This window comes from Streptomyces misionensis, assembly GCF_900104815.1.
GTDB classification, from domain to species: Bacteria; Actinomycetota; Actinomycetes; order Streptomycetales; family Streptomycetaceae; genus Streptomyces; species Streptomyces misionensis.
In genome coordinates this window covers 4,576,708-4,591,928 of record NZ_FNTD01000004.1, presented here as the reverse complement: position 1 = coordinate 4,591,928, position 15,221 = coordinate 4,576,708, and the positions used below count along the sequence as shown (strand labels likewise).

Genomic DNA, 15,221 nt, shown 5'->3' with positions numbered 1-15,221 from the left:
GCCGGGTGGGGGCAAGACCCGGGACCCGCCCCCGGGCTCAGACGGTCAGCCCCCGGACCAGCAGGTCCAGCAGGGCACACACGAAAAGGGCGATGCCGATGAAACCGTTGACGCTGAAGAACGCCCGGTTGAGGCGGGAGAGGTCGTTCGGGCGGACGATGGAGTGCTCGTAGAGGAACGCACCGGCGACGATCACCAGGCCGAGCCAGAAGAAGGGGCCGGCGTGGGTGGCGAGGGCGTACCAGACGAAGAGCGCGGTGGTGATCGCGTGGCAGACGCGGGCGCCCCGGATCGCGGCCGGGATGCCGAAGCGGGCCGGAACCGACTTCACGCCGATGGCGCGGTCCGTCTCCACGTCCTGGCAGGCGTAGATCAGGTCGAAGCCGCCGATCCAGATGCCGACCGCGAGACCGAGGACCACCGCGTCCCAGGACCAGGTGCCGGAGATGGCGAGCCAGCCGCCGATCGGGCCCATGGCCTGCGCCAGCCCCAGGATGGCCTGCGGGAAGTTGGTGAAGCGCTTCCCGTAGGGGTAGACCACCATCGGGATCACCGCGACCGGGGCCAGCGCCAGGCACAGCGGGTTCAGCAGCGCCGCCGCGCCCAGGAAGATCACCAGGGCGACCAGCGCGCCCGTCCAGGCGTGCCGCACCGACATCGCGCCCGTCACCAGCTCGCGGTGGGCGGTGCGCGGGTTACGGGCGTCGATCTCGCGGTCGATGATCCGGTTGACGGCCATCGCGAACGTGCGCAGACCGACCATGCACACCGTGACCAGCAGCAGCCGGCCCCAGTGGATGTTCTCGTCCCACTCGTACATCGCCGTCAGCGAGGCGATGTACGCGAAGGGCAGCGCGAAGACCGAGTGCTCGATCATCACCAGGCGCAGGAACGCCTTGGTGCGCCCCGGCCGGGGCATGGCGGCGGCCGTGCTCACAGGCCGTACTCCTTCCAGCGGCGGTCCACCAGGGCCGCCGTATCCGGGTCCGACAGGACCATGTCCGGCCACCCGCCGTCGCGCGTGTAGCCCTCCTCCGGCCACTTCCGCGTGGCGTCGATCCCGGCCTTGCCGCCCCAGAACTGCTGGTAGGAGGCGTGGTCGAGATGGTCGACGGGGCCTTCCACGACCGTGAGGTCACGGGCGTAGTCGGTGTTGCCGAGGGCGCGCCAGGCGACCTCGTGCAGATCGTGGACGTCGCAGTCGGCGTCCACGACCACGATCAGCTTGGTGAGCGACATCATGTGCGCCCCCCAGATCGCGTGCATCACCTTCTGCGCGTGCTTCGGGTACTTCTTGTCGATCGAGACGATCGCGCAGTTGTGGAAGCCGCCGGCCTCGGGCAGGTGGTAGTCCACGATGTCCGGGACGATGATCTTCAGCAGCGGCAGGAAGAAGCGTTCCGTGGCGCGGCCGAGGGGGCCGTCCTCGGTCGGCGGCCGGCCCACCACGATCGACTGGAGCAGCGGGCGCCTGCGCATCGTCACACAGTCGATCTTCAGCGCGGGGAAGGGTTCCTGCGGGGTGTAGAAGCCGGTGTGGTCGCCGAAGGGGCCCTCGGGCAGCATCTCGCCCGGCTCCAGCCAGCCCTCCAGGACGACCTCGGCCTGGGCCGGGACCTGGAGCGGCACGGTCTGGCAGTCGACCATCTCGATCCGCTTGCCCGCGAGGAACCCGGCGAACAGGTACTCGTCGATGTCGCCGGGGAGCGGGGCGGTGGAGGCGTAGGTGACGGCCGGCGGACAGCCGAAGGCGATGGCGACCGGCAGGCGCTCGCCCCGGCGCGCGGCCACCTGGTAGTGGTTGCGGCTGTCCTTGTGGATCTGCCAGTGCATGCCGATGGTGCGCCGGTCGTGGCGCTGGAGCCGGTAAAGGCCCAGGTTGCGGACGCCGGTCTCGGGGTCCTTGGTGTGGGTCAGGCCCAGGTTGAAGAAGGAGCCGCCGTCCTTGGGCCAGGTGAACAGGGCGGGGAGGCGGTCGAGGTCGACGTCGTCGCCCCGCAGCACGACCTCCTGCACCGGGGCTTCCTTGACCTTCCGGGGCGGCACGTGCGCCATCGCGCCGAGCTTGCCGAACGCCTCGCGGACGCCGATGAAGCCGTGCGGCAGCTCGGGCCGCAGCAGCCCGCCGATCTTCTCGGAGATCTCGCCGTACGACTTCAGGCCCAGCGCCTTCAGCAGCCGGCGGTCGGTGCCGAAGACGTTCATGGCCAGCGGCATCGCCGAGCCCTTGACGTTCTCGAAGAGCAGCGCCGGGCCGCCGGCCTTCTGCACCCGGTCGACGATCTCCCCGACTTCCAGGTAGGGGTCCACCTCGGCCTTGATGCGCTTGAGGTCTCCCTCGCGCTCCAGGGCCCGGAGCAGGGAGCGAAGATCGTCGTAAGCCATGCGTCCCAGTATCGGCCACCCGCCTCCCGGGCCCGGCCACCGGGCCCGGCCGAGCCGTTCCCGGGCGCCCGGTGGCGGCCGTCGGCCGGTGTCCGGGAGGGCCTGTCAGGTCCGCGCCCAGTTCTGCGCGGCCGTGCCCGGCCGGCAGGTCTGGGTGGAGACGTTGCCGCCGAAGGAGAGGGCGAGGCAGCCGCCGTCGAAGGCCGTGCTCAGGGTGTTGCCGGAGCCGGTGTGCCACAGGATGGCGGAGCTGATGCTGCCGCAGTCGGCGACGGCGGCGTTCTGGCCCTTCATGCTGGAGCTGAGGCAGGCACCCGTGGAGACGTTGACGATCTTCACCGTGCCGCCGGACGCGCTGCGGAAGGTCCAGCGGGCGGCGGAGTCGGAGCAGCCGCCGAAGCCGACGGCGCCGTAGACCTGGGTGAGGCACTTGCCGTTCTCGGCGTTCCGGAGGTGGACGGAGCCGGTGCCGCCGCCGGAACCGCCGGTGGAACCGCCGCCGGTGGTGGTCGATCCGCCCGTGGAGCCGCCGCCAGAACCGGACCCGGAGCCCGAGCCGGACCCGGACCCCGAACCGGACCCGGACCCCGAACCGGACCCGGACCCGGAGTGCGATCCCCCGGTGGTGCCGCCACCGCCCGAGCCGCCGGAACCGCTTCCACCGCTCCCCCCGCTCCCGCCCGAGGCACCGGAGCCGCCGCCGGACCCGGAGCCCGACCCGCCGCCCGGGCCCGGGTCGCCCGGCGCCTTGCCGTCCGTCCCGTCGCCCTTGCCGGGTTTCCTGGCGTCCGCCGGGGACGCCGAGCCCTTCCCGCCGGGCTTCGGGCTCCCGAAGGGGCTGCCGGAAGGGCTGCCCGACGCGGGGCCGGACGTCGCGGCGAGGGACGGGACCGGGGTGCCCGCGGCGCCGTCGTGGCGGGGTCCGTTCCCGGTGACGTACGGCGCCAGCTGGACGACCAGTGTGGCCGCGCCGACGACGACCACGACCGGGACGAGGGTCAGCAGCACCCTTGTGCGGCGGCGCCGTTCGGGCTTCTCCCCCCGGTCCCCGCCGCCGCGCACCGGCGGGCGCGCGGGCTCCTCCCCCGCGCCCGGTCCCTCCCCGGCGCCCGGTCCGCCCTCCGTGGTCCGCGGCCCGCCCCCCGTGGCCCGCGCCTCCTCCGGTTCCGGCACCACCTCCGGGACCCGTTCCGCGAACTCCGCCCGTGCCGCGAGGATCTCGGCGATCGGGGCGGGCCACAGCGGCTCCGCGGGCGGACCGGCCGGCGCCCGGCCCGCCGCCCGTTCCACCAGCTCCGCCGCCGTGGGCCGGTTCGCCGGGTCCTTGTCCAGGCAGGACGCGACCACCTCGGCCAACTCCGCGTCGGCCGCCCGCAGTTCCGTCAGATCCGGCTGCTCGTGCACGATCCGGTACAGCACCGCGTGCCCGGACTCGTCGCCGAACGGCGGGCGCCCGCTGCCCGCGTACGCCACCACCGAGCCCAGCGCGAACACGTCCACCGCACTGGTCAACGGCCGCACGCCCGACGCCTGTTCGGGTGACATGTAGGCCGGGGTGCCGACCACCACGCCGGTCCGGGTCAGCTGGCTCTGATCGGCCGCGCGGGCGACACCGAAGTCGATCAGGGTGACGCCGTCGACGGTCAGCATCACATTGGACGGCTTGACGTCCCGGTGCACCATCTCCAGGTCGTGCACCGCCGCCAGGTCCGCCGCCGCCTGTCCGAGCAGCAGCCACAGCGAGGGCGCGGGCAGCGCTGCGCCGTGCGCCTCGACGGCCTCGCGGAGGGTCAGTCCGGGGACGTACGCGGTGGCGAACCACGGCGGCCGGGCGTCCCGGTCGCCGACCAGCAGGCGGGCCGTGGCGCCGGCGGGCAGCCGGGCGAGGTTGTCCAGCTCGTGCCCGAAGCGGCGGACGAAGTCCTTGTCCTCGCCGACCACGGAGGGCAGCACCTGCTTGACCGCGGCGTACCGGCCCTCGTGCACGCCGAGGTAGACCCGTCCCATGCCGCCCGAACCGAGCCGTCCGACCAGCGGGACGGGCCCGATGCGCCGGGGGTCGCCCGCTTCGAGCGGCTCGACCCCGTTGTGTTCCCCGTTCAACCGTCTCCCCCTGCGGGATGTGAGGATGGGACACCCGTGCGAGACACCAGTGTGAGCGTCCCCACCCGGCAAACCAAAATATCCTTCTAGAAAAGCATTTCAATGAGCCCCAAGCAGCAGCGTGGCGAGACCACCGTCGAACAGCTCCTGGACACCGCTCTGCGCGTGTACGCGGAGACGGGCGAACAGGGGCTGACGGTTGCCGCGATCACCCGGGCGAGCGGCGTCAGCCTCGGCAGCCTCTACCACCACTTCGGCAGCATCGACGGCCTGGTGAACGCGCTGGTGGACCGGTGGCTCGGGCGGCTGCTGGGCGAACTGGCCGCCGCGGTGGCGCACACCCGCACGGCGCGTACCGGCATCCGGGCCCTGGTCAGGGCCTATGTGAACTTCGTACAGGAGCAGCGGGCGGCGGCACTGCTGCTGCACTCCGCGTCCGCGGACCGGCGGGGCATGGCCGACGGGCGGCGGCTGCGCGACACCCAGGAGGCGCGGATCTCGCCGCTCGGGCAGTGGATCGAGGGGTATGTCGAGCGGGGCGAACTGGCTCCGCTGCCAGCGCCGTTGATCGAGTCCCTGATCCTCGGGCCGGTGGTCGCGGTGGCCCGCCGGTGGCTGTCGGGGGTCGGCGACGTCGATCTGGACCGGGCCGCGGTGCTGCTGCCCGAGCGGATCTGGCGGGCGGTCGCGGCGGACACCGCCGAGGACTGAGAAGAGGACCGGGAAGCGGCACCACGACCGTCACCGTCGGTTAATCACTTCCCCGTTCGCCCTGCCACCCGTTCCGCTGAAATGGCACCACCGGGCATGTCCCGGGCGCGTCCCCCGTCATTGCCTTGACGGGGGCCCCACATCCAGCAGGGGCCCCCTTCTGCGATGGGAGACGCGTGCGAATCACTGACATCCAGCGCTGCGGAGTACGGCCGGGACGGCTTATCGAGTGGACACTGAGCCCGGCCACCGTCGCGGCGGCGACCCGGCTGCCGGAGGACTCCCGGCCGCCGGCCTACATCCAGGAGTCGCACATCCGGACCGCCAAGTGCGTACGGGAGGACGGCCTGTTCGTGCCGACCTGGCTGGGCACCGGGTTCGACCTGCCCGGCCCGGTCGACCTGGACGCCCTGCAAGCGGCGCTGCGCTCCTGGACACTGCGGCACGAGACGCTGCGCAGCGGTTTCCGCTGGGCGGGCGAGGAACTGCGCCGGTTCACCCTCGATCCCGCCGACGTGTCCCTGAGCAGGGCGGACATCGGCGAGTTCACCGACGCCGACCGGCTCGTGCGCCACCTCCAGGACCGCTTCGACGCCGTGGCGGACGCCCTGCGCTGGCCGAACCTCATCTACACGGCCGTCGTGCGCGAGGACTCCACCAGCGTGTACATGGCCTTCGACCACAGCAACGTGGACGCCTACTCGCTGACCCGGATCGCCGCCGAGGTGAGCGAGCTGTACGCGGGCATCCGCGGCGGCCGCACCGAGGAGCCCCGCACCCCCGCCGCCAGTTACGTGGACTTCTGCGAGATCGAGCGGGCGGACGCGGACCGGCTCGACGGCGGGCACGACATCGTGGCGCGCTGGCGGGAGTTCATCCGGCGCGGCGGCGGCACCCTGCCCGGCTTCCCGGTGGACCTCGGCCTGACGCCCGGCGGGCCGCTGCCCCGGCAGGCGATGCTGTGCGAGCCGCTCGCGGACGCGGACGCGGCGGCCGCGTTCGAGGCGTACTGCCGGCCGTACGGCGGGGCCCTGGTCGGGCTGCTGGCGGCGACCGCGCTGATCGTGCAGGAACTGGGCGGGCAGTCGGTGTACCGGACGGTGGTGCCCTTCCACACCCGGGTGCGCTCGCGCTGGACCGACTCGGTGGGCTGGTACGTGGGCGGCGCCCCGATCGAGGTGCCGGTCGGCCGCACCCGGGGCCTGCCGGACGCGCTGCGGGCCGTACGGGCGGAGCTGGGCGCCAACCGGGCGCTGGCCCGGATGCCGCTGGCCCGGGTGCTGGCGCTGCTCGGCGCGGACTTCCGGCCGACCTCGCCGGACCTGTACTCGATCGTCTCCTATGTGGACACCCGGTCGGTGCCCGGTGCCGACCGGTGGCGGGAGATGCGGGCGCACGCCCTGCTGCGGGTGTCGTACGGCGACCAGGTGTGCGTCTGGGTGAACCGGCAGCACGAGGGGCTCTGGGTGGCCAGCCGCTACCCGGACACCGACGTGGCGGCGAAGAACATGCGGCTCTACGTAGAGCGGCTGCGGGACCACATCGCCTCGGCGGGCCATGGGCGCCTGTCGGCGGTGTCGTGAGCGCACATCGTTACCCAAACGGGCAACTCTGGCCCTGGCGTCGATCAACTGCCCCTTTTTACACTGTTGTTGAAGGGGGAGATGCGGTGCACACACGGTTGCACGGGCGGGGGGCCCTGTTCGACGCGGATCCGGCCGGCCTCGCGCCTCGTCTGGTGGGCCTGGCCCCCGGTCACCATCGCGCCCACCCTCTGGAGCACCCGGAAGAGCCGCCCTTCGTGGTGCTCACCGGGGCCCGGGGGCTGGGCAAGAGCGCGGTGCTGGGCGAGCTGCGGGACAGCTACCAGGGGCACACGCCGGTGGCGTTGATCGACTGCTCGGCCCGCCAGTTCGCGGAGCCGCCCGCGGGCCGGTCCCCCGAGTCCTGGTCGGCCTCGGCCATGGCACTGCTGGTGATCGCCGAGCAGCTGGCCGAGCCGGTGACCGGCGCCGGGCGGATCGCCTTCCCGCGGCTGATGTCGGGCCTGGTCGCGGTGGCCGCCGGCGGCTGGGGCGACGCCGACTCGGAACGCATCCGCCGGGAGGTCGAGCGCATCCTGCTGCTGAACGAGCGGGGCGGACGGTTCGGTTCGCTCGCCGGACGCTGGGCGGCCAAGGTCGCGGCGAAGGTGGTCGCGGCCGCCACCGGCGGGAACGCGTTCGTCACGGGCGCCGTCGAGGCCACCCTGGAATCGGTCGCCGAGGGGTTCACCGGCCACCGGCAGCAGAAGGCGTCCCAGTGGTACCGGTCCTACCCGAACGCGGGCGGCAGCTCCCAGCGCGGGCTGATCCTGCTGTCCCAGCACTTCCGGGACGGCGGCGGCTCCCGCGAGCACGCGGAGCGGTACCTGGTGCGGGCCCTGCTCGCCGACCTCACCGAGGCGTACACCGGGTTCATGGCGAAGATGCAGCGCCTCGGCCGGCCCCTGGTGCTGCTCGACAACGCCCAGTCGTCACCGGGCCCCGAGCTGACCGCGGCCGTGCTGCGCGACCGCGCCGACGGCATCGGCGACCGCGTCGCCTTCGTGACCGCCCGGCGCGGCGAGGGGCGCGAGGAACTGCCCAACGCGACGCGGCGGAAGCTGGCCGAGGTCGCCCGGCGTGCCGAGTGGGCGCCGGACTCGGCGCCCTCCTCGCGCGCCCTGCTGGTCGCGCTGTCCCCGCTGAGCGCCGACGACACGCTGCACATCGTCGGCGCGCTGTGCTCGGACACCGCCGTGCCGTCCCACCTCCCGGCCGCCGCGCACCGGCTGACCGGCGGGAACCCGCTGGGCGTGGTGCTGCTCGCCGAGTCGGCCGCGCAGCACCTGCCGGGGGTGACCTCGCTGGGCGAGCTGCTCACCGCGGAGTTCCGGCCGGCCGAGGACCGGCGGGGGCTGCCCGCCCACCAGGCGCTGCTGGACCGGCTGGTGCCGGCCGAGTACCTGGAGGAGCTGACCGTGCTGGCCGCCGCCCACGACCACGACTCGGCGTGCGCCCTGGCCGCGGCGCTGCTGCCGGACACCTTCGGGCCCGCGGACGTCCGGGCGCTCCAGACGCTGCTCGCCGAGGAGGGACTGCCCGTCGTGCCGGGCCAGTTCGTCGGCGATCCGTTCGTGCGGGCGCTGCTGCTGCTCCGGCTGCACCTGTGCGACGCGGACCACGCGTCCTGGCGCCGCGCGCACGAGACGCTGATCGACCACTACACCGAGCCGGAGCGGGCGCCGTACCGGCTGCACCACGAACTCGCCCTCGGGAACACCGAGTCGGCGGTCGCCCGGCTGCGGGACGACTTCGCCACCGCCGACCCCCGGGCATGGCTGCGCACCCTGCGCTTCATCGCGTCCGCGCCCTACTTCCACGCACACGACGCCGAGGGCCGTGACTTCAGCGGGCGCGGCAACCGGCGGGCCGCGGTCGCGCTCGGGACCACGGACGCCGGGTACGCGGTGCCGCGGGACACGGACGCCGTACTGCACCTGCGGGTACGGCGGCTGCTGCACGCGGTGTGGGAGCTGACCGATCCGCTGGTGCTGCCCGATCCGAAGGTGTGCGACCGGCTCCGCTTCGAGCTGGAGCAACTGTCCAATCTGCGCCCCGCGGCGGGCGCGCTGCTGTGGCGGGCCTCCCGGGACTGGCCGGCCGCCGCGCTGGCCGGGCGCCCGCTGGAGGGCCCGGACGATCCCGAGGACGACGGGCGTGGGGAGGCCTGATGGCGGTCGGGGGCATGGGGAGCTGGGTCCGTGAGCACGTGTGGGAGATCCCGCTGCGCCGGTATCTGTCCCTGGGGCTCGCGGTGGTGCTGGTGGCCGGCGGGGTCTTCGGGGTGCGCACCGTGATGCGGGAGGTCCGCCAGTGCGCGCCGGGGGTGTCGCGCCCGGCGGGCGGCAAGGAGTGCCTGGGCGTGGCGACCGGGCCGTACGACTTCGGGCAGGAGCGGTTCAGCAAGGTGGTGGAGTCGATCCGCAAGGAGAACGACTCGCTGCGCGGCCCCGAGTCGGGCTCCTATGTGACGGTGGCGCTGATGCTGCCGTTCAGCTCGAAGGAGACGACCGATCTGAACGACGTCGAGCACCAGCTCCAGGGTGCCTATCTCGCGCAGTACCGGGCCAACCACGATCCCGGGGACCAGTCCCCGAAGATCCGGCTGGTGCTCGCCAACTCGGGTACCGGCAAGGACACCTGGAAGACGGCGGTCCACCAGCTGGAGGGCATGACCGGGGGCAGGGACCGGCTGCGGGCCGTGGTCGGCATAGGGCAGAGCACCGATGCCAACGAGGCCGCCGTCAAGGAGCTGACCGAGCACGACATCGCCGTGGTCGGCTCCTCCATCACCGCCGACTCGCTCGCCAACGGGCAGCCCGGCAAGCAGCCGGACCCCTTCCGCGGTCTCGCCCGGGTGGCGCCGACCAACGCCGACGAGGCCCGCGCGCTCGCCTTCTACGCCAAGGCGAACCCGAACGGGAACAAGGCCATCCTGGTGTACGCCGACCCCGGCGACCCCTACACGAACTCGCTCAAGCAGTCCTTCGGGACGCTGCTGAAGGGCTCGCCGTACACCTCGGTGCTGGAGCAGCCCTTCACCCCGTCCGAGTCCTCGCACGACTTCCAGGACATCAAGCACACCGTGTGCGACACGCCCCCGGACACCCACACCATCCTGTTCGCGGGCCGGCACGCGGACCTCCAGCAGTTCGTCAACGTGCTGGGCGACCGCGGCTGCAAGGAACACCCCTTCCAGATCCTCACCGGCGACGAGGCCTCCTACCTCACCTACGACAAGGACCTGGACCAGGAGGCCCTGCAGCAGAACCTGACCGTGCTCTACACCTCCCTCGCCCACCCCGACGCCTGGGTGGACAACCCGCCGAAGACCGGCGGGTCCACGGACGACTACGACGCCCTCAGGAAGCTGCTGAACGACGGCAAGCGGGGGCCGATCGGCCCGGTCGCGCTCGACGACGGCCAGCTGATCATCGGCTACGACGCGGTGCGGCTCGCCGTGGAGGGCATCCGGCGGGCGGACACCCCCCAGGGTGGGGACATCCCCACCCTCAGGAGCGTCGGAGACGTCTGGCCGCGTGTCGTCGGCTCGCTGAAGTTGCCCGGCGCGAGCGGCTGGGTCTGCCTGAACAAGCACGGCAATCCCTATGACAAGGCCGTACCGATCGTGAAGCTGGCCAAGGGCGGGGCCCAGTTCGTCCAGCTGGCCTGGCCGAAGGGCAAGCCGCTGGACAAGAGCGGCTGCCTGAAGCCCGAGTGAGTCCAGGCACCGCGTTCCGGTGTCCTGCGTCACCTGCGTCAGACCGGGGAGTCCGTCCCCAGCAGGGCGATCAGTTGTTCGAATTTACGGCGCCAGTCCATGTCCGTCGGGCCCTCGCCCTGGAACTCGTGCGTGAAGCGCAGCACGCTCTCCGCCGTTCCGTCCCGCTCCAGGTGGAAGCGGAGCCGGCCGCCCTCGACCGTGTACTCGGCCATCCGGTCCACGTCCCAGGCGGTGATCCGGCCGGCGCCCAGGCGGCGCAGCGAGACGGCGCCGTCCAGCCGGGGTTCGAGAACGTCGACGGCGGTGCACCACGCCCCGATCCCCTCGGGGGTGGCCACCGCCGTCCAGACGTCTTCCATGGGCCTCGGGAGCCGCACCAGGAAGTGGAGTATGTGCGTGTTCCCGTGGGTCTGACTGGTGCCCTGTGCGATGGAACCGCTCATGACTCCAGTGTGGGCGACCCCCGGCTCACACGCCCGCGTAGGAGTGCTTGCCGGTGACGAAGATGTTCACGCCGTAGAAGTTGAACAGCCAGCAGGCGAAGGCGATCATCGCCAGGTAGGCGGCCTTGCGGCCCTTCCAGCCGGCCGTGGCCCGCGCGTGCAGGTAGCAGGCGTAGGCGACCCAGGTGATGAACGACCAGGTCTCCTTGGGGTCCCAGTTCCAGTAGCGGCCCCAGGCGTCGCCGGCCCAGATCGCGCCCGCGATGATCGTGAACGTCCACAGCGGGAAGACGGCCGCGTTCACCCGGTAGGCGAACTTGTCCAGGGTGGCGGAGGCGGGCAGCCGCTCCAGGACCGAGGTGGCGAAGGAGCCGGGCTTCAGGCCGGCCTCCAGCTTGCTCTCGTACGAGTCCTTGAACAGGTACAGGATCGTGGCCACCGCGCCGACGTAGAACACGGCACCGCAGAAGATCGCGGTGGAGACGTGGATGTACAGCCAGTACGAGTGCAGGGCCGGGACCAGCTGGTCGCTGGCCGTGTAGAGCACGGTGACGGCGAGGCCGAGGAGCAGCAGGACCGTGGTGGTCAGGAACAGGCCCAGCCAGCGCACGTTCTTCCGCAGCGCCAGCAGCACCAGGTACACGCCGACGGCGACCGCGGTGAAGGTGATGCTGAACTCGTACATGTTGCCCCACGGCGCCCGCCGCACCGAGGCGGCGCGGGCCACCACGCCCGCGAGGTGCACCACGAAGGCCAGCACGGTCAGCGAGACGGCGATCCGGCCGTACAGGTCGCCCTGGACGGTTCCGCCGTGCGCGCCGGGACCGTCCGGCACGTCCCGGGACCCGGCCGCGGCACGGACGACGACCTGGGGGCGCTCCAGCACGGCGGTGCCGCCGGCCTTCTTCACGGTGACCGCGGGACGGCTCGTCTGCCGGGCGGTGTCCGCGGTGAGCGCGTTGGCCGTGCGGCCCACCTTGCTGCGGCTGCCGAAGATCCATTCGGCGATGTAGGCGAGGAAGGCCAGGGTGTACACGGTCATCGCGGAGTAGACGAGCGTGTTGCTCATGCTCGCGAGATGCTCGTTGGTCCCGGCGGCCAGCTCGGTTACGGCGGCGAGAGTCACTTCTCAGCCCCTTCGGCAGGTACGACGTGAGGGTCGGTGATGGGGGAAGGGTCGTCGTCGGGGTCGGGTGTCCCCGGCGCCTGGTCGTAGAGGGTTCCGGCGAGGTCGGCCAGCTCCTCCGGGAGCTTCGCGGACTCGCTGCGGCCGAGCCCGGCCATCTCGACGACCGTCACGCCGTCGGCCCCGCGCACCGCGCGCACCCAGACCCGGCGGCGCTGGATGAACAGGGACCCGGCCAGACCGAAGATCGCGGCGATCGCGCCGCCCAGCGCCCAGCCGCTGCCCGGCTCCTGGACGATCTCGAAGCCGGCCCACTGCTTGATCTCCTTGTCGAAGGTGATCGAGCCGGCGCCGTTCGGCAGCTGCATGCTGTCGCCGGGCTGGAGCAGCTTCTTCAGCAGCTGGCCCTTGTCGTCCTTGAACGCCTTCATGTGCGAGGTGTCCAGCTGGTACACGCTCTGCGGGATGCCCGCGTCCACCCCGAGGTCGCCGTGGTAGGCGTTCACCGCGAGCAGCGGGTTCAGCAGCGCCGGGAACTGGGACATCATCGTGCCGGCCTTCGGGTCGAAGGTCGGCACGAAGAACGCCTGGAAGCCGAGCTGCTCCTTCAGGCCCTTCGGGCTCCGGTAGCCGTCCATCACCTTCACCACGCCGTTGGAGGTGACGTTGCCGTCGAGCGGCAGCAGCGGCACGGCGTCATGGTAGACGACCTTGCCCTTGCCGTCGCGGACGGTGATCACGGGGGCGTAGCCGTGGCTGACGAGGTAGACCTTGGACTCGCCGATGTGCAGCGGCTGGTTGACCTTGATGGTCTTGGCCTTGCGCTTGCCGTCCGCGCCCTCGCTGTATTCGATCTTCGCCTGGTAGGTGCGCGGCGTGCCCTTGTTGGGCCCGCTGGTCTCGTAGGTCCCGGTGAACTTCTTCAGATCGAAGCTGAACGGCACCAGTTCGTCCGGCCGGAACATGCTGCCCGACTTGAAGTCGTCGTACATCGGCAGCGCGTTGGAGAAGCCGTCGCCCTCCACCATCAGCTTGGTGCCGTCCGACTTGTACATCTGGCCCCAGGCGAAGGCGACCAGCAGCACGATCAGCGCGATGTGGAAGATCAGGTTGCCGACTTCACGCAGGTAGCCCTTCTCGGCGGCGACCGCGTCGCCCTCGGCGTGGGCACGGAAGCGGCGCCGCTTGAGCAGCTTCAGCGCGGCCTCGCGCACCTCCTCGGGCTCGGCCGTCGTGCGCCAGGTGGTGTACGCGGGCAGCCGGGACAGCCGCTTGGGCGCGCCCGGCGGCCGGCCGCGCAGCTGGCCGGTGAACTGCCAGGCGCGCGGCACGATGCAGCCGATGAGGGAGACGAACAGCAGGATGTAGATCGCCGAGAACCACACCGAGCTGTAGACGTGGAACAGCCCGAGCTTGTCGTAGACCGGCGCGAGCGTCTTGTGCGCCTCGCGGAAGGCGTCGACCTTGTTGAGGTCGGCACCGGTCTGCGGGATCAGCGAGCCGGGGATCGCGCCGAGCGAGAGCAGCAGGAGCAGCAGCAGCGCGACCCGCATGGAGGTCAGCTGCCGCCAGAACCAGCGGATCCAGCCGATGACGCCCATGGCGGGCACGGCGGAGAGCTGCTCCTCGCGCGGGGCGGTGGACAGCTGGGACCCGGCGGCGCCGAGATCCTCCTGGCCCTGGCCCGTGTCGGTTTCGGTCTTGCTCATCGATCAGATCCCCACAGTGAAGCCGTTGGACCAGGTCTGCATCTGCTGCACCAGGCTGTCCCACGCACCGGTCAGCAGCAGCACACCGGTCACGATCATCATCGTGCCGCCGATGCGCATCACCCACACATAGTGGCGTTTGACCCAGCCGAAGGCGCCGAGGGCCTTGCGGAAGGCCACGGCCGCCAGCACGAAGGGCACGCCGAGGCCCAGGCAGTACGCGACCATCAAGGTCGCCCCGCGCCCGGCGCTCGACTCCTGCATCGCGAGGATGTTCACCGAGGCGAGGGTCGGGCCGATGCAGGGCGTCCAGCCGATCCCGAACAGGGCACCGACTATCGGCGCGCCCACCAGGCCGGCCGTGGGCCGCTTGTGGAGGCGGAACTCGCGCTGGGTGAACCAGGGCATCAGCCCCATGAAGAACGCGCCCATGAGGATCATGACCACGCCGAGCACCTTGGACAGCGTCTCCTTGTGCTCCTGGAGGGTCCAGCCGAAGGAGCCGAACAGCGCGCCGCCGGAGACGAACACGGCACTGAAGCCGAGCACGAACAGGGCGGCGCCGGTCACCATGCGCCCGCGCCGGGCCTCGGCCAGGTCGGTGCCGGCCACGCCGGTGACATAGGAGAGGTATCCGGGCACCAGCGGCAGGACGCAGGGCGAGAAGAAGGAGACGAGGCCGCCGAGCAGGGCGAGCGGCAGCGCGACCAGCAGTGCCCCGTGGAGCACCGTCTGGTTCTGCGCGGCCAGCGTCACCGGGCCGGCCAGCGTCACAGTCGCGCTCACGTCACTTCTCCGCGACGACCGGCTTGAGCATCTTCAGCAGCGTGGTGTCGTCCAGCGCCTCCAGCGCCCGGGCGGCGACCTTGCCGTGCCGGTCGATGACGAGCGTGGAGGGGATCAGCTGGGGGTTCAGGGTGCCCTTCTTGAAGCGCAGCATGAGCTTGCCCGTGGGGTCGTACAGGCTCGGGTAGCCGATCCCGTGCGCCTGTTCGAAGGCGACCGCGGGGGTGGTGCTGGTGTCGCGGGTGTTGATCCCGACGAACTGCACGCCCTTGCCCTCGTACTGCTTCGACACCTTGGCGAAGTACTGGGCCTCCTCGCGGCACGGACTGCACCACGAACCCCAGACGTTGATGACGACGACCTGGCCCTTGTAGTCGGCGACGTTCAGGGTCTTGCCGTCGATGGTCCTGCCGGACAGGTCCGGGGCCGCGGCGCGCTTGCTCACCGGCACCGTGTCGATGCCGTTGTTGCCGGTCACGAAGTTGGTGTTGCCACCGCCGCCCGAGGTGCCGCCCTTACCGCACGCGGACAGGGACAGGGCCGCGGTGACGGCCACGGCGCTGAGCAGGACGGCGCGGCTACGGGTACTCATGTGAAAAGTTTCGCATGTCGTTCCCGGGGTTCTCGCGCACCCCCCTGCGGGGCGGAAAA

General features: G+C 71.8%; 12 protein-coding genes. 4 read left to right on the top strand and 8 right to left on the bottom strand.

Annotated elements, in window-relative coordinates:
• Positions 1-37: 37 nt before the first annotated feature.
• The 3 genes from mqnP to BLW85_RS22515 all read right to left on the bottom strand — a co-directional run bounded on the left by mqnP (position 38) and on the right by BLW85_RS22515 (position 4,488).
• The gene (gene mqnP / locus BLW85_RS22525) at positions 38-919 is read right to left on the bottom strand and encodes a menaquinone biosynthesis prenyltransferase MqnP (RefSeq protein ID WP_070025360.1); all 882 of its coding nucleotides are present in this window, start codon (positions 917-919) and stop codon (positions 38-40) included.
• Between the two features lie 14 nt (positions 920-933).
• Complete coding sequence (locus tag BLW85_RS22520) at positions 934-2,385, bottom strand: menaquinone biosynthesis decarboxylase (RefSeq protein ID WP_070025302.1); 1,452 nt, start codon at positions 2,383-2,385, stop codon at positions 934-936.
• 105 nt (positions 2,386-2,490) lie between these two features.
• Positions 2,491-4,488: a serine/threonine-protein kinase gene (locus tag BLW85_RS22515; protein ID WP_074992970.1), complete on the bottom strand. Its 1,998-nt coding sequence runs from the start codon at positions 4,486-4,488 to the stop codon at positions 2,491-2,493.
• Positions 4,489-4,590: 102 nt separating this feature from the next.
• On the opposite strand from BLW85_RS22515, the gene BLW85_RS22510 reads away from it, so the two are divergent.
• The 4 genes from BLW85_RS22510 (at position 4,591) to BLW85_RS22495 (ending at position 10,503) form a co-directional block, all read left to right on the top strand.
• Positions 4,591-5,199: a TetR/AcrR family transcriptional regulator gene (locus tag BLW85_RS22510; protein ID WP_070025300.1), complete on the top strand. Its 609-nt coding sequence runs from the start codon at positions 4,591-4,593 to the stop codon at positions 5,197-5,199.
• A 176-nt stretch (positions 5,200-5,375) separates the two neighbouring features.
• The gene (locus BLW85_RS22505) at positions 5,376-6,782 is read left to right on the top strand and encodes a condensation domain-containing protein (RefSeq protein WP_074992969.1); all 1,407 of its coding nucleotides are present in this window, start codon (positions 5,376-5,378) and stop codon (positions 6,780-6,782) included.
• Positions 6,783-6,868: 86 nt separating this feature from the next.
• The gene (locus tag BLW85_RS22500) at positions 6,869-8,953 is read left to right on the top strand and encodes a hypothetical protein (RefSeq protein WP_074992968.1); all 2,085 of its coding nucleotides are present in this window, start codon (positions 6,869-6,871) and stop codon (positions 8,951-8,953) included.
• The gene (locus BLW85_RS22495; protein ID WP_074992967.1) at positions 8,953-10,503 is read left to right on the top strand and encodes an ABC transporter substrate-binding protein; all 1,551 of its coding nucleotides are present in this window, start codon (positions 8,953-8,955) and stop codon (positions 10,501-10,503) included. The genes BLW85_RS22500 and BLW85_RS22495 overlap by 1 nt, the downstream gene beginning before the upstream one ends.
• A gap of 38 nt (positions 10,504-10,541) precedes the next feature.
• Here the strand turns inward: BLW85_RS22495 and BLW85_RS22490 are convergent, their stop codons facing one another.
• From BLW85_RS22490 to BLW85_RS22470, 5 genes are read right to left on the bottom strand one after another with little or no spacing between them, the layout of a single operon-like run.
• Complete coding sequence (locus tag BLW85_RS22490; RefSeq protein ID WP_074992966.1) at positions 10,542-10,949, bottom strand: SRPBCC family protein; 408 nt, start codon at positions 10,947-10,949, stop codon at positions 10,542-10,544.
• Positions 10,950-10,974: 25 nt separating this feature from the next.
• The gene (ccsB, locus tag BLW85_RS22485) at positions 10,975-12,075 is read right to left on the bottom strand and encodes a c-type cytochrome biogenesis protein CcsB (RefSeq protein ID WP_070025295.1); all 1,101 of its coding nucleotides are present in this window, start codon (positions 12,073-12,075) and stop codon (positions 10,975-10,977) included.
• Complete coding sequence (gene resB, locus BLW85_RS22480; protein WP_074992965.1) at positions 12,072-13,784, bottom strand: cytochrome c biogenesis protein ResB; 1,713 nt, start codon at positions 13,782-13,784, stop codon at positions 12,072-12,074. Before resB ends, ccsB begins: the two co-directional genes overlap by 4 nt.
• 3 nt (positions 13,785-13,787) lie before the next feature.
• A complete protein-coding gene (locus BLW85_RS22475) occupies positions 13,788-14,552 on the bottom strand; it encodes a cytochrome c biogenesis CcdA family protein (RefSeq protein WP_070025359.1) in 765 nt (254 codons plus the stop codon).
• A 19-nt stretch (positions 14,553-14,571) separates the two neighbouring features.
• Entirely contained in the window at positions 14,572-15,162 is a 591-nt protein-coding gene (locus BLW85_RS22470) for a TlpA family protein disulfide reductase (RefSeq protein ID WP_070025293.1), read from the bottom strand.
• Positions 15,163-15,221: the final 59 nt, after the last annotated feature.